At 72.9% G+C, this 23,624-nt stretch carries 22 protein-coding genes and 1 tRNA gene; 13 read left to right on the top strand and 10 right to left on the bottom strand.

Annotated features, from left to right (window positions below; translation table 11 throughout):
• Window positions 1-99 precede the first annotated feature (99 nt).
• A complete protein-coding gene (locus ACN28F_RS28590) occupies window positions 100-1,224 on the bottom strand; it encodes a branched-chain amino acid ABC transporter substrate-binding protein (RefSeq protein WP_421361550.1) in 1,125 nt (374 codons plus the stop codon).
• 279 nt (window positions 1,225-1,503) lie between these two features.
• A complete protein-coding gene (locus ACN28F_RS28585; RefSeq protein WP_289205554.1) occupies window positions 1,504-2,133 on the bottom strand; it encodes an ANTAR domain-containing response regulator in 630 nt (209 codons plus the stop codon).
• Between the two features lie 106 nt (window positions 2,134-2,239).
• Between ACN28F_RS28585 and ACN28F_RS28580 the strand changes: the two genes are divergently transcribed.
• The 6 genes from ACN28F_RS28580 to ACN28F_RS28555 all read left to right on the top strand — a co-directional run bounded on the left by ACN28F_RS28580 (window position 2,240) and on the right by ACN28F_RS28555 (window position 6,444).
• A tRNA-Leu gene (locus ACN28F_RS28580) sits at window positions 2,240-2,313 on the top strand.
• A gap of 211 nt (window positions 2,314-2,524) precedes the next feature.
• Window positions 2,525-3,907 carry a glycosyltransferase gene (locus ACN28F_RS28575; protein ID WP_421360561.1) on the top strand — a complete coding sequence of 461 codons (1,383 nt, stop codon included), beginning with the start codon at window positions 2,525-2,527 and terminating at the stop codon, window positions 3,905-3,907.
• Window positions 3,904-4,743 carry a hypothetical protein gene (locus ACN28F_RS28570; protein ID WP_289205552.1) on the top strand — a complete coding sequence of 280 codons (840 nt, stop codon included), beginning with the start codon at window positions 3,904-3,906 and terminating at the stop codon, window positions 4,741-4,743. The genes ACN28F_RS28575 and ACN28F_RS28570 overlap by 4 nt, the downstream gene beginning before the upstream one ends.
• Window positions 4,744-4,762: 19 nt before the next feature.
• On the top strand, window positions 4,763-5,053 hold the full coding sequence (locus tag ACN28F_RS28565) for an acyl carrier protein (protein ID WP_421360558.1): 291 nt from the start codon (window positions 4,763-4,765) through the stop codon (window positions 5,051-5,053).
• A 72-nt stretch (window positions 5,054-5,125) separates the two neighbouring features.
• Window positions 5,126-6,160, top strand: a complete 1,035-nt coding sequence (locus ACN28F_RS28560; RefSeq protein WP_421360555.1) for an aldo/keto reductase — start codon at window positions 5,126-5,128, stop codon at window positions 6,158-6,160.
• Between the two features lie 5 nt (window positions 6,161-6,165).
• Complete coding sequence (locus ACN28F_RS28555; RefSeq protein WP_289205549.1) at window positions 6,166-6,444, top strand: hypothetical protein; 279 nt, start codon at window positions 6,166-6,168, stop codon at window positions 6,442-6,444.
• Here the strand turns inward: ACN28F_RS28555 and ACN28F_RS28550 are convergent.
• From ACN28F_RS28550 to ACN28F_RS28540, 3 genes are read right to left on the bottom strand one after another with little or no spacing between them, the layout of a single operon-like run.
• Window positions 6,388-7,422: a methyltransferase gene (locus tag ACN28F_RS28550; protein ID WP_289205548.1), complete on the bottom strand. Its 1,035-nt coding sequence runs from the start codon at window positions 7,420-7,422 to the stop codon at window positions 6,388-6,390. The two genes, ACN28F_RS28555 and ACN28F_RS28550, sit on opposite strands and share 57 nt — an antisense overlap.
• Window positions 7,423-7,437: 15 nt before the next feature.
• Window positions 7,438-7,902, bottom strand: a complete 465-nt coding sequence (locus tag ACN28F_RS28545; RefSeq protein WP_289205547.1) for an anthrone oxygenase family protein — start codon at window positions 7,900-7,902, stop codon at window positions 7,438-7,440.
• Between the two features lie 34 nt (window positions 7,903-7,936).
• Complete coding sequence (locus ACN28F_RS28540; RefSeq protein WP_421360552.1) at window positions 7,937-8,740, bottom strand: AfsR/SARP family transcriptional regulator; 804 nt, start codon at window positions 8,738-8,740, stop codon at window positions 7,937-7,939.
• A gap of 228 nt (window positions 8,741-8,968) precedes the next feature.
• Here ACN28F_RS28540 and ACN28F_RS28535 point away from each other — a divergent pair, with 228 nt between their 5' ends.
• The 5 genes from ACN28F_RS28535 to ACN28F_RS28515 all read left to right on the top strand — a co-directional run bounded on the left by ACN28F_RS28535 (window position 8,969) and on the right by ACN28F_RS28515 (window position 14,088).
• A complete protein-coding gene (locus ACN28F_RS28535) occupies window positions 8,969-9,886 on the top strand; it encodes a UbiA family prenyltransferase (protein WP_289205545.1) in 918 nt (305 codons plus the stop codon).
• A gap of 275 nt (window positions 9,887-10,161) precedes the next feature.
• A complete protein-coding gene (locus ACN28F_RS28530; RefSeq protein WP_289205544.1) occupies window positions 10,162-11,235 on the top strand; it encodes a sensor histidine kinase in 1,074 nt (357 codons plus the stop codon).
• Entirely contained in the window at window positions 11,232-11,894 is a 663-nt protein-coding gene (locus ACN28F_RS28525) for a response regulator (RefSeq protein ID WP_289205543.1), read from the top strand. The genes ACN28F_RS28530 and ACN28F_RS28525 overlap by 4 nt, the downstream gene beginning before the upstream one ends.
• A 203-nt stretch (window positions 11,895-12,097) precedes the next feature.
• Window positions 12,098-12,802 (top strand): PIG-L deacetylase family protein, encoded by a 705-nt coding sequence (locus ACN28F_RS28520; RefSeq protein ID WP_289205542.1) that lies wholly within the window; start codon window positions 12,098-12,100, stop codon window positions 12,800-12,802.
• Window positions 12,799-14,088, top strand: coding sequence for a hypothetical protein (locus ACN28F_RS28515; protein WP_421360548.1), 1,290 nt, complete (start codon window positions 12,799-12,801; stop codon window positions 14,086-14,088). The genes ACN28F_RS28520 and ACN28F_RS28515 overlap by 4 nt, the downstream gene beginning before the upstream one ends.
• Here the strand turns inward: ACN28F_RS28515 and ACN28F_RS28510 are convergent.
• The gene (locus ACN28F_RS28510) at window positions 14,047-15,066 is read right to left on the bottom strand and encodes an LLM class flavin-dependent oxidoreductase (protein ID WP_289205540.1); all 1,020 of its coding nucleotides are present in this window, start codon (window positions 15,064-15,066) and stop codon (window positions 14,047-14,049) included. The genes ACN28F_RS28515 and ACN28F_RS28510 overlap by 42 nt on opposite strands.
• Window positions 15,067-15,235: 169 nt before the next feature.
• Between ACN28F_RS28510 and ACN28F_RS28505 the strand changes: the two genes are divergently transcribed.
• Window positions 15,236-16,399, top strand: coding sequence for a nucleotide disphospho-sugar-binding domain-containing protein (locus ACN28F_RS28505; RefSeq protein ID WP_289205539.1), 1,164 nt, complete (start codon window positions 15,236-15,238; stop codon window positions 16,397-16,399).
• Between the two features lie 83 nt (window positions 16,400-16,482).
• Here the strand turns inward: ACN28F_RS28505 and ACN28F_RS28500 are convergent, their stop codons facing one another.
• From ACN28F_RS28500 to ACN28F_RS28485, 4 genes are read right to left on the bottom strand one after another with little or no spacing between them, the layout of a single operon-like run.
• Window positions 16,483-20,247 carry an ABC transporter ATP-binding protein gene (locus tag ACN28F_RS28500; protein ID WP_421360545.1) on the bottom strand — a complete coding sequence of 1,255 codons (3,765 nt, stop codon included), beginning with the start codon at window positions 20,245-20,247 and terminating at the stop codon, window positions 16,483-16,485.
• A gap of 15 nt (window positions 20,248-20,262) precedes the next feature.
• A complete protein-coding gene (locus tag ACN28F_RS28495; protein WP_421360542.1) occupies window positions 20,263-21,003 on the bottom strand; it encodes an SDR family NAD(P)-dependent oxidoreductase in 741 nt (246 codons plus the stop codon).
• Window positions 21,000-21,554, bottom strand: a complete 555-nt coding sequence (locus tag ACN28F_RS28490) for a Rossmann fold domain-containing protein (RefSeq protein WP_421360540.1) — start codon at window positions 21,552-21,554, stop codon at window positions 21,000-21,002. Before ACN28F_RS28490 ends, ACN28F_RS28495 begins: the two co-directional genes overlap by 4 nt.
• Before the next feature lie 50 nt (window positions 21,555-21,604).
• Window positions 21,605-22,078 (bottom strand): cupin domain-containing protein, encoded by a 474-nt coding sequence (locus tag ACN28F_RS28485; protein WP_421360537.1) that lies wholly within the window; start codon window positions 22,076-22,078, stop codon window positions 21,605-21,607.
• Between the two features lie 184 nt (window positions 22,079-22,262).
• Between ACN28F_RS28485 and ACN28F_RS28480 the strand changes: the two genes are divergently transcribed.
• The gene (locus ACN28F_RS28480; protein WP_289205534.1) at window positions 22,263-23,612 is read left to right on the top strand and encodes a nucleotide disphospho-sugar-binding domain-containing protein; all 1,350 of its coding nucleotides are present in this window, start codon (window positions 22,263-22,265) and stop codon (window positions 23,610-23,612) included.
• The last annotated feature ends 12 nt before the right edge of the window (window positions 23,613-23,624 follow it).

The raw sequence follows: 23,624 nt of genomic DNA, 5'->3' as shown, positions 1-23,624 counted from the left end.
GAGGGTGCTCCATTGAGGGCTGGGGAAAAAAATCGGGTGCGGCCGGGAGCGAGCTCCCGGCCGCACCCGCTGAAAAGCTGACCTGCCGATGGGGACGGATCAGGACTTGGGGATCTCCTGGTCCGGCACGACCTCACCGTTGACGACCTTGAACGCCCAGACGACGACCTGCGAGGCCTCCATCTCGCCCTTGTCGTCGAACTTGTAGCTGGCGGCGACGCCTTCACCCTCGTAGTTCTTCACCCACTCGAGCAGCGCCTCGCGGGTGGTGTTGCCCTCCTTGATGCCCTCGAGCAGGATGTTCGCCGCGTCGTAGGCGGTGTCGCTGTAGGTGCCCGGCGGGGAGCCGTGCAGCGCCTCGTAGTCGGCGGCGAAGCTGCCCCGGGCCTCGGTGGCCGGCTGGCACGGGCAGGTGAGGATGGTGCCCTCGGCGGCGGCGGCACCGGCGGAGGTGACGTACGCCGGGTCGTTGACGCCGTCACCGGCGACCATCGTGGCGGCGATGCCCGCGTCGGTCAGCTGCTTCCGGATCAGGCCGGCCTCCTGGTAGTACCCACCGTAGAAGACCGCGTCGACGTTGGCCGAGCGGACCTTGGTGACGGTGGCGGAGAAGTCGACCTGCTTGCCCTCGCCCTGGACCTTGTCGGAGTCGACGACCAGGTCACCGAGGACCTTCTTGACCTCGTCGGCCAGACCCGCGCCGTACGCCGACTGGTCGTCGATCACGAAGACCCGCTGCGCGCCCAGCACGTCGCGGATGTAGACGCCGGCGGCCGGGCCCTGGCTCAGGTCGTTGCCGACGCCCCGGAAGAAGGTCGGCCAGCCCTGGTCGGCCAGGCTCGGCCGGGTCGCCGACGGGGTGATGGTGACCAGTCCGGCCTCGGCGAACAGCGGGCCGGCCGCCTCGGACTCACCGGAGTACGCCGGGCCGACGATGCCGAGCATCTTCTCGTCGTCGATGGCCCGCTGCGCCAGACCGGGCGCCTGGTCCGGGCTGCCCTGCGAGTCGAGACCGACATGCTCGACCGTGCAGTCCGGGTTCGCCTCGTTGTACTGCTCGACCGCGAGCGCGACACCGTTGTTCTCGTTGATGCCCAACGCCGCCGACGGGCCAGTCAACGCCCCAAAAAAGGCGATCTTGTTGCCGCACGCCTCGCCGCCAGCTTCCGTGCTGTCGCCGTCCCCGCTGCTGCAGGCGGCACCGCCGGCGACGAGCGCCATCATGGCGACGCCGCCGAGCACGCGTACAAGATTACGCTTCAAGGCTCGAAACCCCTCCTCGATACCAATTGGCCCGAACCACCCACTGCCGATTGGCTCTTGCGGGAAGCACGCACCCGGCCGCTATCCCGGCCTTGGGGCGGGACGTTATCCCACCTGCCGGGCACGCCGTAAGGTCCAGGAAGGGCCGTTGACAAAAACGTTACGTAGCGTGGCCTGATGGCCCGACCAGCTGTAACACGCCCCGCGTGCACCTGGCCGGCCGGGGCCCGCGACGGTCACTCACTGCTGCGTAGGGGTGGTCTCACCGGCGGTCTCGCCCGGAGTCTCGGCCAGGATCCGCTCCGCGACGTCGCGCATGGTCATCCGGTGGTCCATCGCCATCCGCTGGATCCACTTGAAGGCCTGGGGCTCGGTCATCCCGTACGAGGTCATCAGCATGCCCTTGGCCCGCTCGACGACCTTGCGGGTCTCCAACCGGTCGGCCAACCCGGCGACCTCGGACTCGAGGGTGGCCAGCTCGCTGTAGCGCGACAGCGCGATCTCGATCGCCGGCACCAGGTCACTCTTCTGGAACGGCTTGACCAGGTACGCCATCGCACCAGCGGCACGGGCCCGCTCCACCAGGTCGCGCTGGCTGAACGCGGTGAGGATCACCACCGGGGCGATCCGGCCCGCGGCGATCCGCTCGGCCGCCGCCAGCCCGTCCATGATCGGCATCTTGATGTCGAGGATCACCAGATCGGGCTTGAGCTCCTCGGCGAGGCGCACCGCGGTCTCCCCGTCGCCGGCCTCACCGACGACGTCGTAGCCCTCCTCGACGAGCATCTCCGCCAGATCGAGTCGGATCAGCGCCTCGTCCTCTGCGATCAGTACCCGCCTGCGCTCGGCACCCGCCTGCGTGTCGGCCACGAACCCCTACCCCCAACACTTGCGACCCGACACCCACCGGGTTGGGTGTCGCCGCCTTCAGCGTAGTGGGTAGGCTTGACGAAGCCGGGCCCCAGACCCGACAAACGTCCCCGTACTCCAACCGGTAGAGAGACGGAGCTCAAACCTCCGACAGTGTGGGTTCGAATCCCACCGGGGGCACCGCGACACGGTGCACGACCAGACCGGGCGACCAGATCGCCCGGTCTGTCCATTTCCCTGGCGGACTTCCGCCGACGCGCCCGCTGCCGTCGCACACTCTGGCCGCGACCGGGGGGGTGCCCCGCCGTCCCGCCGCTGGCCGCAGGCTCCAGCCGGACCCGAGCGGAACCGGCCATCGTCGATGCGCACAGCGCGCGACGAAAGGAATCTGATGACGGTCTCGGTAGGGATACCCACCAGGGGCGACGACCCCGCCGCGCTCGTCCGGACCGTCCGGGCGGCGCTGCGGGCCGCCCGGACCGCCGGGGAGACCGCAGAGGTCCTGGTGGTCGTCAACGGCCGGTCACGACTGCCGGAACTGGACCGGATCGCCGGTGGCCGGCTACGGGTGCACTACCGCGAACGGCGCAACGTGGCGGCGGCCCGCAACGTCGTACTGGACGCGGCGGTCCACGACACCGTCCTGTACGTCGACGACGACTGTCTGGTGCCGCCGTCCTGGTGCGTGGACATGTCGCGGGCGCTCGCCCGCCCGGACCGGACGGCGCTCTGCGCACCGATCCGTACCGTGGTGTCCGGACCGGTCAGCGCCTTCGTCGACTATCTGCGGCTGTTCGACGCGATCCCGGTCGACGAGACCGAAGCCGACACGCTCACCACCGGCAACTGCGGGGTACGGCGCGACCGGCTCGGCCCGGACCTGCGCTTCTGCGAGGACCTGCACACCTCGGGCGAGGACTCGGACTTCGGTGCCGCGTTGCACGAGGCCGGCCACCGCATCGGCTGGTTGTCCGGCGCGCCGCCGGTGATGCACGGCTGCGCCGAGCAGATCGGCGAGATCACCGACCGCTACCTGCGCTACGGCGCCAGCGCACCCGAACTGCTGCTGCGGCGCAACCGCGCCCGGGTCGTCACCCACCGCGCGCTGGACTGGTACCGGGAGCGGACCCGGGACGAGTTCCGCACCTACCGGCGGTTCGCCGAGTTCGCCGACCCCCGGGTGCGCGCCGCGTTCGCCGTCTACGAGTATCTGATGATCAGTTCGGCGTTGCTCGGCTACCTGGTACGCCTCGGCGAACTGACCGGATGCCTGCTGGTGGAGCTGGACCGCACGGCACTGAGCCGGGCCTGGCGCGACCTGGCCGCCCGGATCGAGGCGGCGACCCGGGACGTCGACTGGACGGCGTTGCCGGTCGACTACCGACGGATCGCCACCGGCGCGTCGGAACGCCAGCCGGCGCTGGCCGAGGTGCGACAGGCACTGCGTACCCATGCCCGCCCGGTGCCGGTGGTGCCGGACGGACCCGCCGCGGAGATCCTGGCCCGCGGCGGCGAGCAGCCCGGCGAGTACCTGGCGCTGTTGGAGCGGGTCCGCCGGGTGTGGCACCCGATCCGCGACGCCGACCCGGACCAGCCGGCGGTGCCGCCGTCGGAGTTCGACCGACGGATGCGGGCCGTCGGGGTCTCGTTCGCGGTGGCCGGTGCCGCCGCCGAGTACTGCGCCCTGGTGGACCGGATCGCCGCCAACGGCACCGACGCCCGCTCGCCGCGGCGGACCTCCGCCGTCGACGTCCGACAGGGCGCGCAGCGGTGACCGGGGCGCGCAGGGGTGTCTATTTCCTGGCCAACGACGGCGTGCTGGAGCAGGCGCTGGCATTTCTGAACAGCTTCCGGACCTATCATCCCTGGACCCCGCTGTGCCTGGTCCCCTTCGCCGGCGACATCGACGCGCTCCGCGCACTCCGCCATCAATATGAATTTGAGATCTTCGATGATTATGCGGTGTTGGACCGGTGCGACGAGATCGGGTACGCCTTCCATGGCGCAGCCAGCGGCCAGTACCGCAAGCTCGCGATCTGGCATGGACCGTACGACGAGTTCGTCTACATCGACTGCGACACGGTGGTCCTGCACAACGTCCACTTCGTCTACCGCTACCTCGACGACTACTCGTTCGTCACGTCGCACTCACACCAACCGGAGATCCGCAGATGGGTGTGGCGCGACAGCATCCACGACGTCGGCGTGCTGACCGACGAACAGGTCGCCTTCGCTGCCAACACGGGCTTCATCGCCTCCCGCCGGGGCAACCTGTCCCTGGCGCACGCCACCGCCCGCCTGCCCGAGGCGCTCGCGCTGGCCGCCCACATGGAGCTCACCTGCGCCGAGCAGCCCTTCCTCAACTATCTGATCGTCACCTCCGGTGCCCCCTACACCAGCCTCTACACGATCGCCGCGACCACCGGCGCCTGGGACCTGCCGGCCGAGCGGTGGGCCGGCGATCCGGCCTTCGTCGTGCACAACGGACGGATCATCGAGCCGGCGGCACCCACCCTGATGCTGCACTGGGCCGGCGAGTGGGCGCGGGCCCGCCGGGAGGGCACCACGATCCCGTACCACGACCTGTGGAGCTACTACCGCCACCAGTGAACGACCAGAAGGGACACCGATGCGTGCCGACGACCACGACCAGCCGGCGGCGACCGACGGCGCCAGGTACCGGCAGACCCTGCAGGCCCTGCAGCGGGTGCTGGCCCGGATCCTGGTGGACGCCGGCGAACCGGACCCCGGACCGATCCCACCGGAGCGCCACATCACCGACGTCGCCGCCAACTCGGTGCAGCTGTTGCAGGTACACGCCGGTCTGGAGGAGGAACTCGGCATCGAGATCGCCGCCGCCGCGTTGTTCGAGCACGACAGCCTGGCCGACCTCGCCCGGCACCTCTGCCCGACCGGCTGAACCCGCCCCGCCGTGCAGCCACGCCGATGTGGGGCCACCGGCCTGGTCGCCACGCCCATCGCCCTGAACGCGATGAGTTTCACCGCGGGCTGCGGTGGCCCGGTCGACCGGGCCGTCGCCGACGGGATGATCGGCCAGCTACGGGAGTTCGGCACCAGCCTGGTCGACGCCACCGACCTGACCACCGGCGGGGACATCGAGACCGTCGTCGGCCGGGCGCTGCGCGGCCGCCGTACGGCGGTCCTGCTGGCCAGCCGCAGCGGCGGCCGCTACACCCGGAGCGGGCGGCTGGTCGACGTCGACGCCCGCCCCGAGACGGTGACCCGGTCCTGCCACACGACCCTGCGCCGGCTCGGCACCGACTACCTGGACCTGTACCTCCTCGACCGCGCCGACCCCCGGGTGCCGGTCGAGGAGAGCGTGCAGGCGATGGCCGCGCTGGTGGCCGCCGGCAAGGTACGCCACCTCGGCGTCGCCCACGTCGGCGTCGGTCAGCTCCGGCGTGCCCACGCGGTGCACCCGTTGGCGCTGGTAGCCGCCGAGTACTCGCTGCTCGGCCGCTGCGCCGAGACGGAACTGCTACCCGCCGCCCGGGCCCTGGGGATCGGGTTCGCGGCGTACCGCCCGCTCGGTGCCGGTCTGCTCACCGGGCGGCTGGACTCCCCCGACCAGCTGGCCCCCGACGCATACCAGCACGCCGACCCCCGGTTCCGGCCGGACAACTTCGCCCGTACGCGGCGGATGGTCGGCGCCGCGCAGCGGGTGGCCACCCGCCGGCACGTCGGGGTGAGTCGGCTCGCCCTGGCCTGGCTGCTGGCGCAGGGCCCCGACGTGTTGCCGGTGGCCGGCACCCGGGACCCGACCCACCTGGAGATGAACCTGGCCGCCGCAGCGGTCCGGCTCGACGCGGCCGAGCGGGCCCGCCTGGCCACGGTGTCCGACCCGCGCGACGCGGTCTGCCCGCAGCCGGTCGGGACCGACTGCCGCTGCCGGCCCGACAGCGCAGACGCTGGACCCGACAGCGCAGACGCTGGACCCGACAGCGCAGACGCTGGACCCGACACCAGAGACGCTGGACCCGACAGCCAGGACCGGGCCGGAGACTGACGACCATGGACCGCCTGCCGCACCCCGCCGACGGCGTACCGTCGGTCGACGACACCACCACGCCGGTGTCCCCCGGCCCGCTCGCCCGGCTGCTGCCGCTGCTTGGCCACCTGCACCTGGTCGTGCCCGGTCCCCCGGCGGACTGGGACGGCGCCCTGTCCGCCGGGGCCGATGGCACCGACCCCGCGCCCGCCGGGGAACGGCCGACGCCGGGCACCCGGATCGGGTCAGCTGCCGGCGGTGGGCCTGCGGGCGACCAACAGAGTGTCGCTGCTCCCGAGTGACCGGCGCTGCTGTACGGCGAACCCGGCCTCGCGCAGCCACTGTTCGCCGTCCGCCGCCCGGTACTCCGCACCGTCGGAGGTGACCAGGAGCATGTTGAGGCTGACCAGCAGCCGGGCCAGGTCGGCCGGCTCGTCGTCGAGCATCGCGTCGTAGACCAGCAGCAGGCCACCGGGGGGCAGCGCGGCGTACGCCCGGGCGATCAGGGTCTGCCGTTGCGGCGGCGACCAGTTGTGCAGGACATGGCCGATGATCAGCACGTCGGCGGTCGGTAGCGGGTCGACGAAGAAATCACCACCGACGAACCGGACCTCGGTCGGCGGACGCAGCGACCGCATGTGGTCCGCGAACGACGGCGCCATCGCCGGCAGGTCGAACACGGTCGCCGACAGGTGCGGATGCGCCGTCACCAACGCCGCGGCCAGGTTGCCCCGGGCACCGCCGACGTCTACCACGCTGGAGACCGCCGACCAGTCGACGGCAGCGGCCAGATGGGGCGCGAGTTGACCGCTGGCCCCGTCCATCATGCCCAGGTACCGCTCACGCTGGACCGGGTCGGCGAGCATCTGCGCGAACGCGCCCGCGCCCGCCGACGGGGTCTGCGGTCGCCCGGTCCGCAACGCGGTGGCCAGCTTGCCCCAGGCCGGGTAGAGCACCTGGTTGGCCCGGTCGAGGAAGCCGCCGAGGAAGGCCGGTCCGCCGGGGACCAGGTGCCGGCGTGCCGCGTCGGCCAGGTCGTAGCCGGCGGCGGTCCGATCGAGCAGGCCGAGCACGGTGAGCGCGTCGAGAAAGTCGCCCGCGCCACGGCCGGCCAGGTGCAGCCGGGCGGCGATCTCGTCGGCGGTCGACCGGCCGTTGCTCGACAGGTCGGCGAAAAGTCCGAGCTCGGTGGCGGTGAGCAGCAGCTTCGCGTGGCAGAAGGCGTTGCCCAGACGTTTGATGTCAGCGGGGTCGAGGGTCGGCGTCGAGGTCGACGGCACGGCTTCTCCTTTCGGTCACCAGGACGGATGAGACACGGCGGCGGCGTTGGCGACCAGGCCCAGCACCGCGAAACCCGTCCTGAGCAGATTGAACGCGCGCCAGTGGGCACGCGGGTCGGGCCAGTGCGGCGGCAGCGCCCCGGCCGGCAGCGCCTTCACCCGGCGGTTGATCGGCACGTTGCCCAGCTGCGACACCACCGCCACCGCGCAGCCGGCCGCAGCGGCGACGAGCAGCAGCAGCCGTACCACGGGGTGCCCGGTGAGCACGGCGGCGACCACGTCGCCCACCGTCCAGGTGAGCACCGTGGGCGGCATCACCAGGTCGAACCGACGGCCGATCAGCTTGTGGGTCTCGACGTAGCGCTGCGGGGAAAGGGCCCGGAACGCCGGGACCACGCTGAGCGCGACGGCGTACAGCACCCCGGCGGTGAGGCCACTGCCGGTCAGTACGACGACGCCGAGCCACGTCTGGGCGGTCACGAGTCGCCGCCCAGGTAGCGCCTACCCACGGCGGTCAGGCCGCCGAGAGCACACTGCGGTACAGCCAGGTGCTGCTCATCGCGGGTTCGCCGTGGCTGAGCAGCTCACGGTGCAGCCGCTGCAGCTCGGGCTGCGGGGTGAGGCCGAGCTGGTGGTCGAGCACGCGGCGCAGATCCTGGTACGTCTGCAGCGCCTCACCCCGGCGGCCGGTCCGGGCCAGCGCCACCATCAGCTGGCCGTACAGCCACTCGTTGAGCGGATTGGTGGCCACCAGGGACCGGATCTCCCCGATCAGCTGCCGGTGCAGGCCGAGTTCGGCGTCGGCCTGAATCCGCAGTTCCAGGGTGCGCATCCGGTCCTCCTCGAGGCGGATGGCGTGTGCCTGCAGTAGTCCGCCCCGGCGCAGGTTCGCCAGGCTCTGCCCCTGCCACAGCTCGAGCGCGCGACGCAACAGTGGCGCGGCCTGCTCCGGTTGGCCCCGCTCCAGCATCTGCCGACCCTGGCGGGACAGGGCTTCGAAGGTGGTCGCGTCCAGCTGGCTGGGTGCGATCCGCATCAGATAGCCGGGCGGCTTGGTGAGCAGCCACTCCCCGCCGGTACGGATCCGGGGGTCCAGGCACTTGCGCAGCTGGTAGATGTAGGTCTGGGCGGTACCGACCGCGCTGGGCGGCGGATCCTCGCCCCACAACTCGTCGATGATCGCGTCGGTCGACACCACCTGGTTGGCGCGCAGCAGAAGCAGGGCGAGGACCCGGCCGACCTTCGGTGGGGTCGGGGTGACGACGGTGCCGTCGTCGTCGAACGCCTCGAGTGGGCCGAGTACCTGGAAATGCAGCATCGCGTTCCTCTCGATCGGTTGTGCAGCGCAATCCGACGGAAACTTCGCCGGGATCTGGAAAGTAGGCTGCCTACAACTCGAACAACAAGAGCCGGCGTGGAGTTTGCACCTGGGGACCCGCCCACCCCGATCCGATACACCCAGCACCGACAGCAGGGTGCAGAATTGGATACGACCTTCGATGTACACCTCTGATGCGGGCCAATCAGGGCACCATATCCTCGACCCATGACCACGACGTCTGTCGAAGTGTCCAGGCAAAGCTGGCGAATGACGGGCCGCTACCTGGGCTGGTGTGTCATCGAGGCCAGGCCCGCCGTACTGGCGATCTACACGATGCGCTTCCTGGTCGCCGGCGCGCTGGCCACCGTCGCCGCGCCGGAGACCACCGCCGCGTGGTGGCGGATGCCGGTGGCGCTCGCCGCCTGGCTCTGCGTCGCCGCCAGCGTCTACCTGTTCGACGGGGTGACCGATGTGGTCGGCGACCGGGTCAACGGCTCCCGCCGGCCGATCGCCCGCGGCGTACTGCCGGTGCCGGTGGCGGCGGGGGTGGCCACGGCCTGGGCGGGTCTTGCGGTGGCCGGGGCCGCTGTCCTCGGTGTGGCCTGGCTCGGCCTGGTCGGCCTGGCGCTGCTGCTCGGCTGGGCCTACTCCGCGCCGCCGCTTCGCCTGAAGCGGTGGAGCGTGGCCGCCGGGGCCACCGTGGTACTGGCCGGACTGGTGACGTTCACCGCCGGGGCGGTAGCGGCCGGTGGCGGCGGCGTGCCGCCCGCGCTGCTGGTGTTCGCCGTCGCGATGTCGTGTTGGATGGGTCTCGTCGGCGCGCTGGCCAAGGACCTGTCCGACGTCGCCGGTGACGCGGCGACCGGGCGACGGACCTCGGCGGTGCTGCGTGGTGTGCCGGCCGCTGGGCGACGGGTGTCGGTCAACGCGCTCCTGGTGGCCGTCGCGTTCGGCGCGGCGGCGGTCGGGGTGGATCCGGTGCTGCGCTGGCCGGCGGCGGCCCTGGCCGGCGGGGCCGTGGCGATCGCGGTGACCTGCCGGCGGCGCCGACCGGCCGGGCCGACGCGGCAGCCGTACCGGATCTTCATGACCACCCAGTACGTCGCTCACGGGGCGGTACCGGTCGGGATCGCGTTCGCCTGACGGCGTCCGGTCCGCGTACTGCGCCGTTTCTGCGCTGATCCATCAACTGATGACCAGTAATGCGGCGAACCTCATTACCAGCGCGTTTCACGCCGACACCGATGATCGACAAAACGGGCGTACCACTCGATGACGGATCGGTCCGGGTCCGGTTCCCGATCCGGCCAGCCACTGTGGACCAGGTCCGTAAAGCGGAAAATGCGTGGCCGACGGATAGACGGACGGCACGTTCTACGGATACCCTCGATCCCCAGTGAGGATGCCGGAGGAACACTGTGAGCGAGCCACTCCAGGAGCCGTCGCAGACCACCCTGAGTGACCAAATAACGGCCCTCTCGCCCACGATCCTGCGCGATTTCGAGGTGGCATTAGAAAGGGCGGGTAGCGCATTACTGCTGGACGACCTGTCCCGTAAGCAGGTGCTGACCCATGCCCGGGACATCCTGGCGCGCACCGCGGCCCAGGTCGGCGGCCACCCGACGCCCGTCGTCCAGCCGGGGCTGGCCCGGGAGATCGGCGCCGACCGGGCCGCCACCAACACCTCGCCCACCGAGTCGCTGCGGGCCGCGAACCTGCTGTTCGCCACAGTGGTACGACGGGTCGCCGCGACGGTGGACGGCCCAGACGCCACCGACCGTCTCATCCTGACCGCGCTCACCCTGCACGAGATCCTCACCCACACCCTGCGGGTGGCCGCGGACGCCTACGTCGGCGTGCTGCTCAACCGGATCCACCGCGCCCAGATCGAGGAACGTCGCCACATCAGCCGCGAACTGCACGACCGGATCGGACACGGCATCGGCGTCGCGCAACGCCAACTCGAACTGTCCGAGATCTACTGGGCCGCAGACCAGGACCGGGCACTGAGCCGGCTACGAGCCGCCCAGCACGGGCTGACCGGCACCCTGGAGGCCGTCCGGCACACGATCGCCGGGCTCCGACTGGTCGAGCCGGTGCACGGGTTGGAGAAGGCGCTGCGGCTGTTCCTGGACAGCACGGCGACGCCCGAGCTGATCCACGACATCCAGGTCAACGGCGACGAGAGCTGGGTGCCGGCCACGCTGATCGAGGAGACCTTCCTGATCGTCCGTGAGGCACTGCGCAACACCGTGACCCACGCGCGGGCGCAGCTCGTCATGGTCCGCATCGACCTCGCACCCGACCGGTTGCAGGCCAGCGTGGTCGACGACGGGGAAGGTTTCGACCCGGCCGCCGGACACCGGGGCACCGGGCTGCTGTCGATGAAGGAACGGGCCAGCCTGCTGGGCGGCTCGCTGTCGCTGATCAGCCGGATCGGCGGCGGGACGCACATCGAGCTACGGCTGCCAGTGGAGGGAGACACCGGGTGACTCCAGAGCCGATCACGGTGGTCCTGGTGGACGATCACGCGCTGATGAGGGAAGGGCTCCGCGAGATCCTGGAGAGCCAGCCGGGGCTGGTGGTGGTCGGTGAGGCCGGCAACAGCGCCGACGCGATCGCCCTGGTGGCCCAGCAACGGCCCCGGGTGGTCCTGCTCGACGTGGAGATCCCCGGTGGCGACGTCACCGACACGGTGATCGCGTTGCGTGAACTCGTCCCGGAAACCGAGATCATCATCCTGAGCATGTACGACGGACCCCGGTTGCTGCAGCGGCTGCTCTCCCTCGGCATCCGGGGCTACCTGCTCAAGAGCGTCAGTCGTCGGGAGCTCGTCTCCGCGATCCACAACGCCTGCATCCAGGACAACCACGTCACCCTCGCGGTGTCCCGCAGCAGCCTGGCCCAGCTGCCGACATCGACCGCGATGCTCTCCCCCCGGGAGATCGACGTGCTGTCGCTGACCGCGCAGGCACTCAGCAACGCCCAGATCGCCGCCCGGTTGTATCTGACGGAGGCGACCGTCAAACGCCACCTGAGCAACATCTTCGCCAAACTGGGTGCCGTGTCGCGCATCGACGCGGTCAACAAGGCGATCGCCGCCGCGCTGCTGCCACCGTACGACGGGACACAGCGGCCCGCCGTGCAGTAGTTGCGCCAGGCCGCCCGACCATCCGTCGCGACGGCTCGACGACGGTTCGACGGCCCCTCGATCCGTACCCGCCATCATCGCCGGTGCCGGTCATCATCGCCGGTACCGGCGTCGCGCCCGTGGCGCGGCGGCGTCCGGTCGTTGCCGACCCGCACCGCGACGGTACGGGGCGTCCCGGCCCGAGCAGACAGGAGCACACCGCTGTGGCCCATCCGTCGGTACTGGCTGTCTTCGCCCACCCCGACGACGCCGAACTCGGCTGCTTCGGCACCCTCGCCGGGCTCGGCGCCGCCGGCTTCGACGTCCACATCCTCGCGCTCACCGACGGCTCGGCGAGTTCCTCACCGGCCGCGGCGGCCCGCCCCGACGAGGCGAAGCAGTCCGCCGGGGTGATCGGGGCCAACCTCGTCATCGAGAATCTCGTCGACGGCGCGCTCGCCGCCGACCGGCAGACGTACTCCTGCGTCGCCGACCACCTGCACCGGGTCCGCCCGGCGCTGGTGATCACCCACCTGGTGGGCGCCGGTGACCACCAGGACCACGAGACCGCCGGTCGGGCGGCGACCACGATGGCCGGCCGCAGTCCGTTCGTCCGCACCATTCTGCAGGCCGAACCACCCCTGATGAACAACCTGTTCACTCCGGACGTCTACGTCGACGTCACCGCCCGGATGCCGGACAAGCTCGCGGCGGTGGCCAAGTACCAGTCCGAACGCGACAAGCCGTACGTCGCCGAGCAGGCGATCCGGGACCGGGCGACGTGGTGGGCCCGCCAGGCCGCCACCCACGACCTCACCGAGGTCCGCTACTGCGAGGCGTTCCGGCTGGTCAAGGCCGCCCTCGACGTCACCGGTCTCGGCGCGGCGTGCGGCGGCGGACCGCAGTCGGCACCGGCGGGTCACCGGTGAGCGGCCGGCACCGGCCGGTCGCGGTGCTCGTCGGCGCGCCTAGCCAGGCAATGCCGGACGGACCGGAGCAGGCGGTGCCGGACGGACCGGAGCAGGCGGTGCCGGACGGACCGGAGCAGGCGGTGCTGGCCGGGCGGCCGGCGGGCCACTGGCTGCTGGACACCCTCGCCCGTCTCGACGCCGAGGTGGTCACGAAACCGCCGCGCCCCGGCGACCGGCCGGTACTGCTGATCGGCACGGCGACGCCGCTGATCGGGGCCGGCACCCTGGCCTGGGCGGTGGACCGGGTCACCGACGACACCGGCGGCACCGGCGGCGGCCGCGTGGTGCTGCTGCGGGCGCGACGCCCCGCACCGTGGTGGGATCCGACCCCGCCGGCCACGCCCGACGCACCGGCCGGCCTGGTCCTCGCCGGGCCCGTCCCTCTCTCTGTCGCCCGGCTCGCCGGCCACCTCGCCGCCGAGACACCCTGCGCCGCCGTACGCCACCAGCTGGTCGCCGCCGGGGTGCGGGTCGACGACGTGACCCTGCACCCGACCGAGTCGTTACGCACCACCGACCCGGTGGAGCTGGCCGAGGCCCACCGGGCCGTCCAGGCCCGGATCGTGGCCGGCTGGCTACGACGCGGCGTGTACGTGGAGGACCCGGCGACCACCTCCATCGACGCCACGGTCCAGCTCGCGCCCGGCGTCACCGTACTGGCCGGCACCCGACTGACCGGCCACACCACGGTCGACGCCGGCAGCCGGATCGGCCCCGGGGTGTCGCTGCACGACTGCCGGGTCGGTGCCGACTGCGAGATCCGGTACGCGGTCTGTCAGGACGTCGACCTCGGTGACCGGGTCAACGTCGGGCCGTACGCCTGGCTGCGCTCCCGCGCCAGCCTCGGCGACGACTGCCGCGCCGGGGCGTTCGTGGAGATCGCCGACTCGACGGTCGGCGCCGGCACCAGCGTCCCGCACCTGGCCGGACTGTTCAGCGCCGACGTCGGACGCGGCTGCAACCTGGCGAGCATGTCCGGGCCGGCGAACTTCAACGGTGGCGTCAAGAGCCGGGTCCGCATCGGTGACGGCGTCTCCATCGGCGCCGGCACGATCCTGGTGGCACCGGTCGAGGTCGGCGACGGCGCGGAGACCGCCGCCGGCTCGGTGATCACCGACGACGTGCCCGCCGGTGCGCTGGGCATGGCCCGCACCATGCAACGCAACGTCACCGGCTGGGTCCGGCTGCGCCGGTCGGCGGCGTCAGCCGCCGGCGAGGCGCAGCGCGGCGGCGGCCACCCGTAGCGCCTCGATCTGTCCGGCGGCGGTGGCGGCCAGCGGGGTGAGCCCCAGGGTGGTCACCCCGGCGGCCGCGTACGCGGCGAGTCGGGGCGCGATCCGCTGCGCCGGGCCGATCAGCGACGTGTCGTCCATCAACGCCATCGGTACGGCGGCCGCCGCGCCGGCCCGGTCACCCGAGCGCTGACGGTCCCGGATCTCGTCCGCCGCCGCGCCGTGGCCGAGTTCGGTCACCAACCGGTGGTAGATGCTGCGGTGGCGGCTGCCGAGGCCGATGAAGTTCGCGAAGTAGCCGCGGACCGCTTCGGCGGCGGCCACCGGGTCCGGGCCCACGCTGATCGGCACCGACGGCAGCACCTCGAACCCGTCCAGCCGGTGGCCGGCCTGCTGGCGGCCGGCCCGCACCCGGTGCAGCGAGTCGGCCAGCCGCTGCGGCGAGCAGAACACCCCGATCCACCCGTCGGCGACCCGGCCGGCCAGCTCCAGGTTCGCCGGTCCGACCGCCGCCAGGTAGATCGGCAGCTGCGGGCGGGGCGGCCCGGCCCGCAGCTGCGCCGCCTCGGTGGTGCCCTCCGGCGGCAACTGGTAGAACCGGCCCTGGTGGCGTACCGGCGCTCCGGACAGCGCCATCCGGACCACCGCGAGGTACTCCTCGGTGCGGGCCAACGGTCGGTCGTACGGCACGCCGTACCAGCCGAGTGACACGTCCGGGTTGGACACCCCGAGCCCCAGGGCGAACCGGCCGCCACTGAGAGCGTCCAGGGTCGACGCGGTGAGCGCGGTCAGCACCGGCGTACGGGCCGGGATCTGCATCACACCGGACGCCAGCCGGATCCGCCGGGTACGGGCGGCCACCGCGCCGAGCAGGCTCGGCGCGTCCTGTTTGAACCCCTCCGGAACCAGGGCCGTCTCGTATCCGAGCCGCTCGGCCTCCTCGGCCACCTGTGGCCCGCTGTCGCGGGACAGGAAGACTCCCAACCGCATGGTCACTCCCCTCTTGCCGGTGGCGCCACCATGACGGGTCGGATTCGCATCCCGGGCGAGGCCGGCACGAGACGCCGACGGTCCTCCAGCCGGGCCACACCACGACTGGAACCAGATCACAGTGCCGGCGCGCAGACTCGCGACGTCAGCGACGGATCGGAGGCTGGTCGTGCGGGTGCTGTTCGCGTCGTGGGCGGGTGGCGGTCATTTCGCCCCACTCGTTCCGACCGGCTGGGCGCTGCGCGCCGCCGGTCACGAGGTGCTGGTCGCGTGCCATCCCACCGAGACCGGTCCGGTGGTGCGGGCCGGGTTGCCGGCACTGCCGATCGGGCCGCCGGTCGACATGTTCGCGCTGCTGCGTCAGCAGCGGCGGGAACGGCTGCGCCGCCCCCGGCCGGCCCCGGTCGCCGGCCGACTCGATTTCACCGGAATGGTCGCCACCGCCGAGGTCGTCGCCGGTCTGCTCGCCGACGAGCTGCTGCGGTTCTGCCGTGGCTGGCGCCCGGACCTGGTGGTCTACGAGCCGGCCGCGCTGGTCGGCCCGCTGGTCGCCACCGTGCTGGGGATCCCGGCGGTACGCCAGCTGTGGTGCTGCGACTTCACCTCGCCGGTCAACGGCTTCCCCCGACGGATCACCGGCCCACTGGCGCAGCGGTACGGAATCGACGGTGTCGACCCCGCCGGTGACCGCACCCTGGACCCGTGTCCACCCGAGCTGCAGATCAGTGACGACCTGCCCCGGATGCCGGTGCGGTACCTGCCGTTCAACGGACCGGCCCGGATGCCCGACTGGCTCACCGCACCGGCCCGCCGACCCCGGGTCTGTCTGACCTGGGGTACGTCGCTGCACGCACTGGATCCGGACCGGATGCGGCACGTGCCCGCGATCCTGCGGGCGCTCGGTGCCCTCGACGCCGAGCTGGTCGTGGCGGTGCCGGACAGTCAGCGGGACCTGTTCGCCCCGGTGCCGGCGACCGTGCGGATGATCGGGCGGATTCCGCTGGACCTGCTGCTGCCCAGCTGTGACCTGCTGGTGCACCAGGGCGGTGGGGGCACGATGATGACCGCCGCCGCGCACGGGGTGCCGCAGGTAGCCGTACCGAGCCTGCCGGACCAGACGTTCAACGCCGAGCGGCTGGCCGGCACCGGTGCCGGGCGGTGGGTCGGCGGCGGCGAGCAGGTCGACGCGACCGAGGTGGCGGCGCTCGCCGCCGAGGTCCTGGCTGATCCGTCGTACGCGCGGGCCGCCACCGGGCTGGCCGCCCGGATCGCCGTACGGCCCGCGCCGGCGGCCGTGGTGGCTGACCTGGAGCAGTGGGTCACCCGCCGCTGACCGGCCGGAGCCGACGACACCCCGCCGGGTCGGACCGGACCCGACGCATCCCGGCCGGAGCCGCCGCGCCCTGACCCGCCCGGTCAGACCGGCGCGGATGCCGCTGACGCGTCCACCGGGGCACTGGGCAGCGCCGCCGCCGTCCACAGTTGGTGGTATCGGCCGCCGGCCGTCACCAGCTGGGCGTGGGTGCCGAACTCGACGATCCGGCCGTCGGCGACGACGGCGATCCGATCGGCCATCCGGGCGGTCTGCAGCCGGTGGGCGATCATCACGGTGGTCCGGCCCTCGGCGACGGCACGGACCGCCGCCAGCACCCGGGCCTCGGTCGACAGGTCGAGCTTGGCGGTCGCCTCGTCCAGCAGCACCACCGCCGGATCGACCAGGTAGGCACGGGCCAGGCAGACCAGCTGCCGCAGACCGGCGGAGAGCAGGTCGCCACGTTCGCCCACCGCCGACCCGTACCCCTGTGGCAGCCCGGTGACGCCCTGGTGGGCACCGACCGCGCGGGCGGCCGCCTCGATCTCGACGTCGGTGGCCTCGGGCCGGCCGTAGCCGATGTTGTCCCGGATGGTGCCGGCGAACAGGTACGGCTCCTGCGGCAGGTAGCCGACGGTGCGCCGCAGCGTGGCGGGGTCGAGGTCGGCCAGCGGTACGCCGTCGAGGAGCACCTGTCCGGCATCCGGGTCGTAGAACCGGGCCAGCAGCTTGACGATTGTCGACTTGCCGGCGCCGGTCGGCCCGACCAGGGCCAGTGTCGTCCCTGCCGGGACCGTCAGGTCCACGTCGTGCAGCACCTCGCTGCGGGTGCCCGGGTAGCGGAACCGGACGCCGGTCAGCCGCAGATCACCGCGGATCCGCGCGGGCCGTGCAGGGGACGTCGGCGGCGGCGGGCCGGGCTTCTCGTCGAACAGCTCCCGGATCCGGCCGGTGGAGACGCCGACCCGCTGCACGTCGGAGGTCACGAACGTGCCCAGCTCCACGATCGGAGGGAAGAACAGACCCACCCACAGGACGAAGGCGATCAGCTCGCCGGCGGTGAGCGCGCCACGGGCCAGGAGCACGGCACCCAGCCCGAACACCATGGTCAGCGCCATGCCGCTGAGGAAGGTGACCACCGGATAGCTGGCGGCGATCAGCTTCTCGGCGGCGAGTCGGTGGTCCAGGTAGATCCGGATCAGTCGACGGTACTCGGCGTGCTGGCGCTCCTGCTGGCCGAAGGCCTGGGCCTCGCGTACACCGGCGAGGTTCTCCTGCAGCGCCGCGTTGGCGTCGGCCATCTGTTCGCGGGCGGCCAGGAACGCCGCGCCGAGCCGGGCGTTGAACCAGCGCAGCAGCAGGATGAAGGGCACCACCGACACGGCGACCAGCGTCGCCAGCACCACGTCGACGACCAGCATCGCCACCAGGACGCCGACGACGGTGAGGGCGGCGACGACCGCCCCGACCAGGCCGGTGGTGGCGAACTGGGCGAAGCCCTGTACGTCGTGGATCAGCCGGGTGAGCAGCCGGCCGGCCGGCTGCCGTTCGTAGTAGGAGACCGGCAGCCGGATCATCCGGGTCCAGACGATCATCCGGAGGATGGCGACGACCCGTTGCCCGGCCCGGCCGGCGACGATCGCGGTGACCGGGGCGAGCAGCAGGCCGACCAGGCTGGTCACCAGGATCGCCGCCGCCGCGGTGAGCACCCCGTCCATCGACTGGGCGAGCATGCCGTCGTCGACGGCCGAGCGGGTGAACAGCGGGCCGAGGACGCCGGCGACCGTCTGCACCGCCAGCAGCGCCAGGACGACGGCGAACCCGGCGCGGTGCGGCCGCAGCAGCGCACCGACGGAGAACGGCCCGGCCAGGTCGATCGCGCCGACCGGGTAGGAGTCGCGTGGCGGGGCGAGCCGGGCCGCGGCGGCGCGCAGCCGCTCGTCGCCGCCGCCGGATCGGATGCCGCGCCGTCCGCCCCGGCGGGCCGAGGACGCCGCCGGCCGGGCCGGGTCGGCCTCCGCCGTCGGGTCGGCGTCCATTGTGGGGCCGTCCTGCGCCGTGGCATCGGGGCCCGCGGCGGCCTGCGGGTCCACCAACCGCCGGTACGCCGGACAGCGCTCCAGCAGCTCCGCGTGCCGGCCCTGGTCGACGATCCGACCCGCGTCGAGCACGACGATCCGGTCGGCGACGGCGATGGTGGCGGCCCGGTAGCCGACGTAGATCACGGTCCGACCGACCGCCCAGTCGCGCAGCCGCCGGTGGATCTCCCACTCCAGGCTGGCGTCGACCCCGGCGGTCGGGTCGTCGAGCAGCAGCACCCGGGGCCCGGTCAGCAGGGTACGGGCCAGGGCGATCCGCTGCCGCTGGCCGCCGGACAGGGTGGAACCCCGGTCGCCGACGACCGTCGCGTACCCGTCGGGCAGGTCGGCGACGAAGTCGTGGGCGCCGGCGACCCGGGCCACCGCCTCGACCTCGTCGTCGGTCGCGTCGGGTCGGCCGTACCGGATGTTGTCCCCGATGGTGCCGGTGAACAGCAACGGTTCGTCGAACACCGACCCGACCTGCCGACGCAGCGACCGCAGGGTCACCGTACGCAGGTCGGTCCCGTCGAGCCGGACCGCGCCGGACTGCGGGTCGTGGAACCGGGCCAGCAGCTTCAGCAGGGTCGACTTGCCGGAGCCGGCGACCCCGACCAGGGCGACCGACTCGCCGGCGGCCACCCGCAGGGACAGTCCGTCCACCACCGGCGCGCCGCCGGGATAGCCGAACCGGACCCGGTCCATCGACACGTCTCCGCGCAGCGGCGGCAGCGGACCGGCCGCCGGGTCCTCGACCACCGCCGGCGGCAGGTCCAGCAGGTCCAGCACCCGCTCGGCGCAGACGCCGGCCTCCTGCAGGTCCACCACGGAGTCGGCCAGCCACCGTACGCTGCCGATCAGTTGCCCGGCGAAGATGCTCAGCGCGAGAAACGTCCCGAGGCTGATCTCACCGCGCAGGGTCAGCCAGCCGCCGAGGACGACCACCGCCACCTGGGTCAGCAGCGGCACCAGGTCCAGCAGCGGCTGGTGGGTGGCCTGCAACCGGACGCTGCGCATCCGGGAGCCGAACAGCTGGTCGGCCGCCGCCGCCAACCGTGCGGTCTCGCGGGACTCCTGACCGAACGCCTTGACCACCCGTACGCCGTGGATGGCCAGACTCGCCGTCTGCGCGACGTCCGCCTCCCGCTGCTGCGCGTCCCAGACCGCCGGGCGGACCCGGCGTCGGATCCACCAGGCGACGGCGAGCAGCAGCGGCACGCTCAGCAGCGCCGTCACGCCGACCGCCGGGTGCAGCAGCAGCATCAGGACCCCGGCGGTCGCCACGACGACGACCGCACCGAGCAGCCGGGGCAGCGAGGCGACGGCCCGCGACATCCGGTCGATGTCCAGGTTGAGCCGGGCGGCGAGCTGCCCTGGCGGCAGCGGCTGACTGTCCGGGTCGATGCGCTGCATCCGCTGATGCACCGCGTCGTAGACCAGGAACTGGGCGTCGTTGGCACCCTTGAGTTCCCGGTAGGCGGCGATCCGCTGCGCGACGTACGCCACCGCGCCGAGCGCCACCAGCGACGCCAACGGCCACGGCAGCGCGCCGGTGTCGCCGGCCACCGCCAGGTCGAGCACCTGGCGTTGGACCAGCAGCAGGGCCGCCGCGGCGACACCCGCGCCGATGGTGGCGGCGAAGGCGATCAGCAGGTTGCCCGGCCGCAGCCGCACGATCGGCAGCAGCCGCCGGACCCAGCCGGGCCGAGCGCCGGGCCGGTCGGCGGCGGGGTCGGCGCCCGACCCGCCGCCCGGCCGGCGCGGTGCGGATACGGTACGGCTACGCGGCATGGGTCACCCTCCGGGTCAAAGTCCACCGTCGACGTTGATGGTGCTGCCGGTGATCGCACCGGCGCATCGGGCGTCACCGAGGAAGCACACGACCTCGGCGACGTCGGTGGCGGTGACGAACCGGCGCAGCGGGATCGCCGCCAGCAGCGCGGCACGTACCGGGGGTGGCAGGTCGAGACCCCGTTCGGTGACGACGACGCCGGGGGCGACGGTGTTCACCCGGATCGACCGGGGGGCCAGCTCCTTGGCCAGGGCCCGGGTGAAGCCGGCGAGCCCGGCCTTGGCCGCGGTGAACACCACGTGCCCGGGTCGGCCACGGTCGGCCATCCCGGCACCGACGTTGACCACCGCGCCGCCGTCGGTGAGCAACCCGAGCAGCGCGCGGGTGACGAGCAGCTGCGCGGTGAGGTTGGTGTGCAGCCCGTCGCTGATCTCCTGCTCGTCGCTGGCCGCCAACGGAGCCGGCCGGTAGCTGCCGAAGTTGTTCACCAGCAGGTCGACCCCGCCCGGCTGGTCGCGGACGGCGGCGGAGAGCACCTCGCGCCCGGCCGGGGTGGTCAGGTCGGCGCGAATCGTACGGCAGCGGCGGGCGTCCCAGCCCGGTGCGGCGGCGAGCCGCTCGGCGGCGTCGTCGTCACCCCGGTAGACGGCGACGACGGCGACGCCGGCACCGGCCAACGCCAGGCTGGTGGCGCGCCCGACCCCCCGGGTGCCGCCGGTGACGACCGCACAGCGAACGGCGGTCGGCGGCGTCACGGCGTACCGCCGAGCCGCAGGGTCTGCCCGGTGACGCCGGCGGCCCGGTCGCTGGCCAGGAAGAGCACGGCGGCGGTGACCTGGTCGGGACGGTCGGCGCAGCCCGGACCGGCGACCTGGTTGACCCGGACACCGGTCGGGCCGAATTCGGTGGCGAGGGTACGGGCCAGCGCGGTCAGCCCGGCCTCGGTGACGGCGTCGGGCCCCGCCCCGGCCGGCGGCACCGCGACGAACACCACGCCGCCACCGCCACCGCCACCGCCACCGCCGCAGCCGGCTGCGGCGGCCGCGACCTGCCGGCCGACCCGTCGGGCGGTGGCGAGCACCCGGTCGTCCGCCGTGCCGGTGCCGACGGTTGGTACCTCGACGAGGTGGACAAGCAGGTGCGGAACGCGATCGTCGACTCGACAGTGGGCGACCGCGTCGGCGAGGCCACTGACCGGATGCGGATCGACGGCCCGCACCTGGGCGCCGGCGGCGGTCAGGCCTGCCGCGACGGCCCCGCCAAGGGTGGTCCGCGCCCCGGTGAGCAGCGTGACGCGCCCTGACAACGGACCATCGCCGGCGAGGGCGGCTGCCACGCCTGCCGTGGCCGACCCGGTCACCGGGGTCCGGCCGGCAGACTCGGCCCGACCTGCAGGGTCGGCCCGACGCCCGGCTGCGGTTCGGTGTCGACATGGCCGAGTTCGGGTCGGGGCGCGAGCGGACAGAGCTGGAAGGTCGCGACTGCCGGGGCGTCGCTGGAGTTGGTGACCCGGTGCGGTACGCCGATCGGGACGAACACCGCCTGCCCGGCGTCGACCGGCACGTCGGTTCCGTCGAGGCGGACCACCACCGACCCGGAGACGACGTACAGGAACTCCTCCGAGTACGGGTGGTAGTGCTCGGAGACGTACTCGCCGGGGGCCAGGGTGACCACACCGAGGAACCCGGCGGTGGCGCCGACGGTCGCCGGACCGAGCAGTACCCGCAGGTCACCGCCGCGCCGGCGGTTCGCCGTGACGTCGGCGGCACCGACCGGCCGGTGCACGACAGGGGGTGACGGTGGACTGGCTGGTGGTTCGACGGTGGACATCGAGGGCCTCCCCGCTGGGCTGGGCACGTCGACGACACGATCGCCTCCGCCGGTCGCGGCCGGCTCCAGCCCGGCTCCACCCGCAGGTCCGCACACCGGCTTCCAGCCCACTTCGACCGGTTCACCACCGGCACCGCCGACGATCACGCCGAGGCGCCACCGAGAACCCACCGAGGAGCCACCGATGCGTGTGTTGTTCACCACCTGGGCCTGGCCGTCGCACTACTTCCCCATGGTGCCGCTGGCCTGGGCGTTGCGGGCCGCCGGTCACGACGTTCGGATGACCAGTCAGCCCGAACTGTTGCCGTCGATGGACCGGTCCGGTCTGCCCACCAGCGGGGTCGGCCGGGATCTGGACATCGCGGGGGTGTTCCACCGGGCGACCGAACGGATCCGCCTCGACGGGGCGCCGGCCGGCCGGCCGGCGAGCCAACGGGCCCGGACCGACCGGATCACCGACCGGCTCGCGCCCGAGGGCGACCCCGCGCGGCTCGGCCCGGAGTTCCGGCTGCTGCGTGCCCTGGAGGACGAGATGCACGCGGTGTTCCGGGCGATCTGGGTGGAGCGGGCGCAGACCGCGCCGGCCCGGACCTCCCTGTACGGCGAGGTCGCCGACCGGATGGTCGACGACCTGCTGGCGCTCGCCCGGTCGTGGCGGCCCGACCTGATCGTGTTCGACCCGCTGACCCACGCCGGCCCGGTCGTCGCCGCGCTGACCGGTGTGCCGGCGGTGCGCACCCTGTTCGGCCCGGACGCCACCTACTTCATCAACGTGACCGGCCTCGATCCGCTGCTGGCCCGCTTCGGCCTGGACTCGGTCGACCTGCTCGGCGCGGCCACCATCGACCCCTGCCCGCCCGGCCTGCAACTGTCCGAGGCGATCGCGCCGGCCCGGCGCATCCGGACCCGCTACATCGCGCACAACGGACTGTCCGAGGTGCCGGGCTGGGTGCACCGCCGCCCCGACCGGGCGCGCATCTGCCTGACCTGGGGTACGTCGATCCACCGGCTGCTCGGCGAACGCGGTTTCCTGCCCGGCGAGGTGCTGGCGGGTTGCGCGAAGCTCGCCGCCGACCGGGGTGCCGACCTGATGCTGGCGATCACCGCCAACCAGCGGAAGATGCTGCCGCCGCTGCCGTCGAACGTCACGGTGGTCGAGTCGGTCCCGCTGGACGCGTTGCTGCCGAGCTGCGACGCACTGATCCACCAGGGCGGGGCCGGCACCATGCTGACCGCGCTGCGGCACGGCCTGCCGCAGATCGTGCTGCCGCAGATCCTCGACGAGGGCGTCAACGGTTACCTGCTGGCCCAGGCCGGTGCCGGGGTGCTGCGCCGGGCGACCGAGGTGAGCGCCGCGCAGTTGCTCACCGACGGCCACCTGCTGCTGGACGACCCGGGGTACCGGCAGGCGGCCCAGCGGCTGCGGGCCGAGATGCTCGCCCAGCCGGCACCGAACGAGATCATCGACGACCTGGTCGCCCTGGCCGGAGCCACCTCGGCCGGTCGACGTCCGGACGTCGCCGCCACGCACTGACCAGCACATGGT

Origin of the sequence: Solwaraspora sp. WMMA2101 (assembly GCF_049179175.1) — a bacterium.
Classification (GTDB): domain Bacteria; phylum Actinomycetota; class Actinomycetes; order Mycobacteriales; family Micromonosporaceae; genus Micromonospora_E.
The sequence above is the reverse complement of the archived record's forward strand: the minus strand, read 5'-3'. Positions and strand labels throughout refer to the sequence as shown.

Bases quoted from the DNA above. Each gene is read 5' to 3' on its own strand.
- ACN28F_RS28500 (WP_421360545.1), bottom strand. From the start codon at position 20,247: ATGCCGCGTAGCCGTACCGTATCCGCACCGCGCCGGCCGGGCGGCGGG.
- ACN28F_RS28480 (WP_289205534.1), top strand. From the start codon at position 22,263: ATGCGTGTGTTGTTCACCACCTGGGCCTGGCCGTCGCACTACTTCCCC.
- ACN28F_RS28535 (WP_289205545.1), top strand. From the start codon at position 8,969: ATGACCACGACGTCTGTCGAAGTGTCCAGGCAAAGCTGGCGAATGACG.
- ACN28F_RS28555 (WP_289205549.1), top strand. From the start codon at position 6,166: ATGGACCGCCTGCCGCACCCCGCCGACGGCGTACCGTCGGTCGACGAC.
- ACN28F_RS28485 (WP_421360537.1), bottom strand. From the start codon at position 22,078: ATGTCCACCGTCGAACCACCAGCCAGTCCACCGTCACCCCCTGTCGTG.
- ACN28F_RS28510 (WP_289205540.1), bottom strand. From the start codon at position 15,066: ATGCGGTTGGGAGTCTTCCTGTCCCGCGACAGCGGGCCACAGGTGGCC.
- ACN28F_RS28540 (WP_421360552.1), bottom strand. From the start codon at position 8,740: ATGCTGCATTTCCAGGTACTCGGCCCACTCGAGGCGTTCGACGACGAC.
- ACN28F_RS28565 (WP_421360558.1), top strand. From the start codon at position 4,763: ATGCGTGCCGACGACCACGACCAGCCGGCGGCGACCGACGGCGCCAGG.
- ACN28F_RS28575 (WP_421360561.1), top strand. From the start codon at position 2,525: ATGACGGTCTCGGTAGGGATACCCACCAGGGGCGACGACCCCGCCGCG.
- ACN28F_RS28590 (WP_421361550.1), bottom strand. From the start codon at position 1,224: ATGATGGCGCTCGTCGCCGGCGGTGCCGCCTGCAGCAGCGGGGACGGC.
- ACN28F_RS28560 (WP_421360555.1), top strand. From the start codon at position 5,126: ATGAGTTTCACCGCGGGCTGCGGTGGCCCGGTCGACCGGGCCGTCGCC.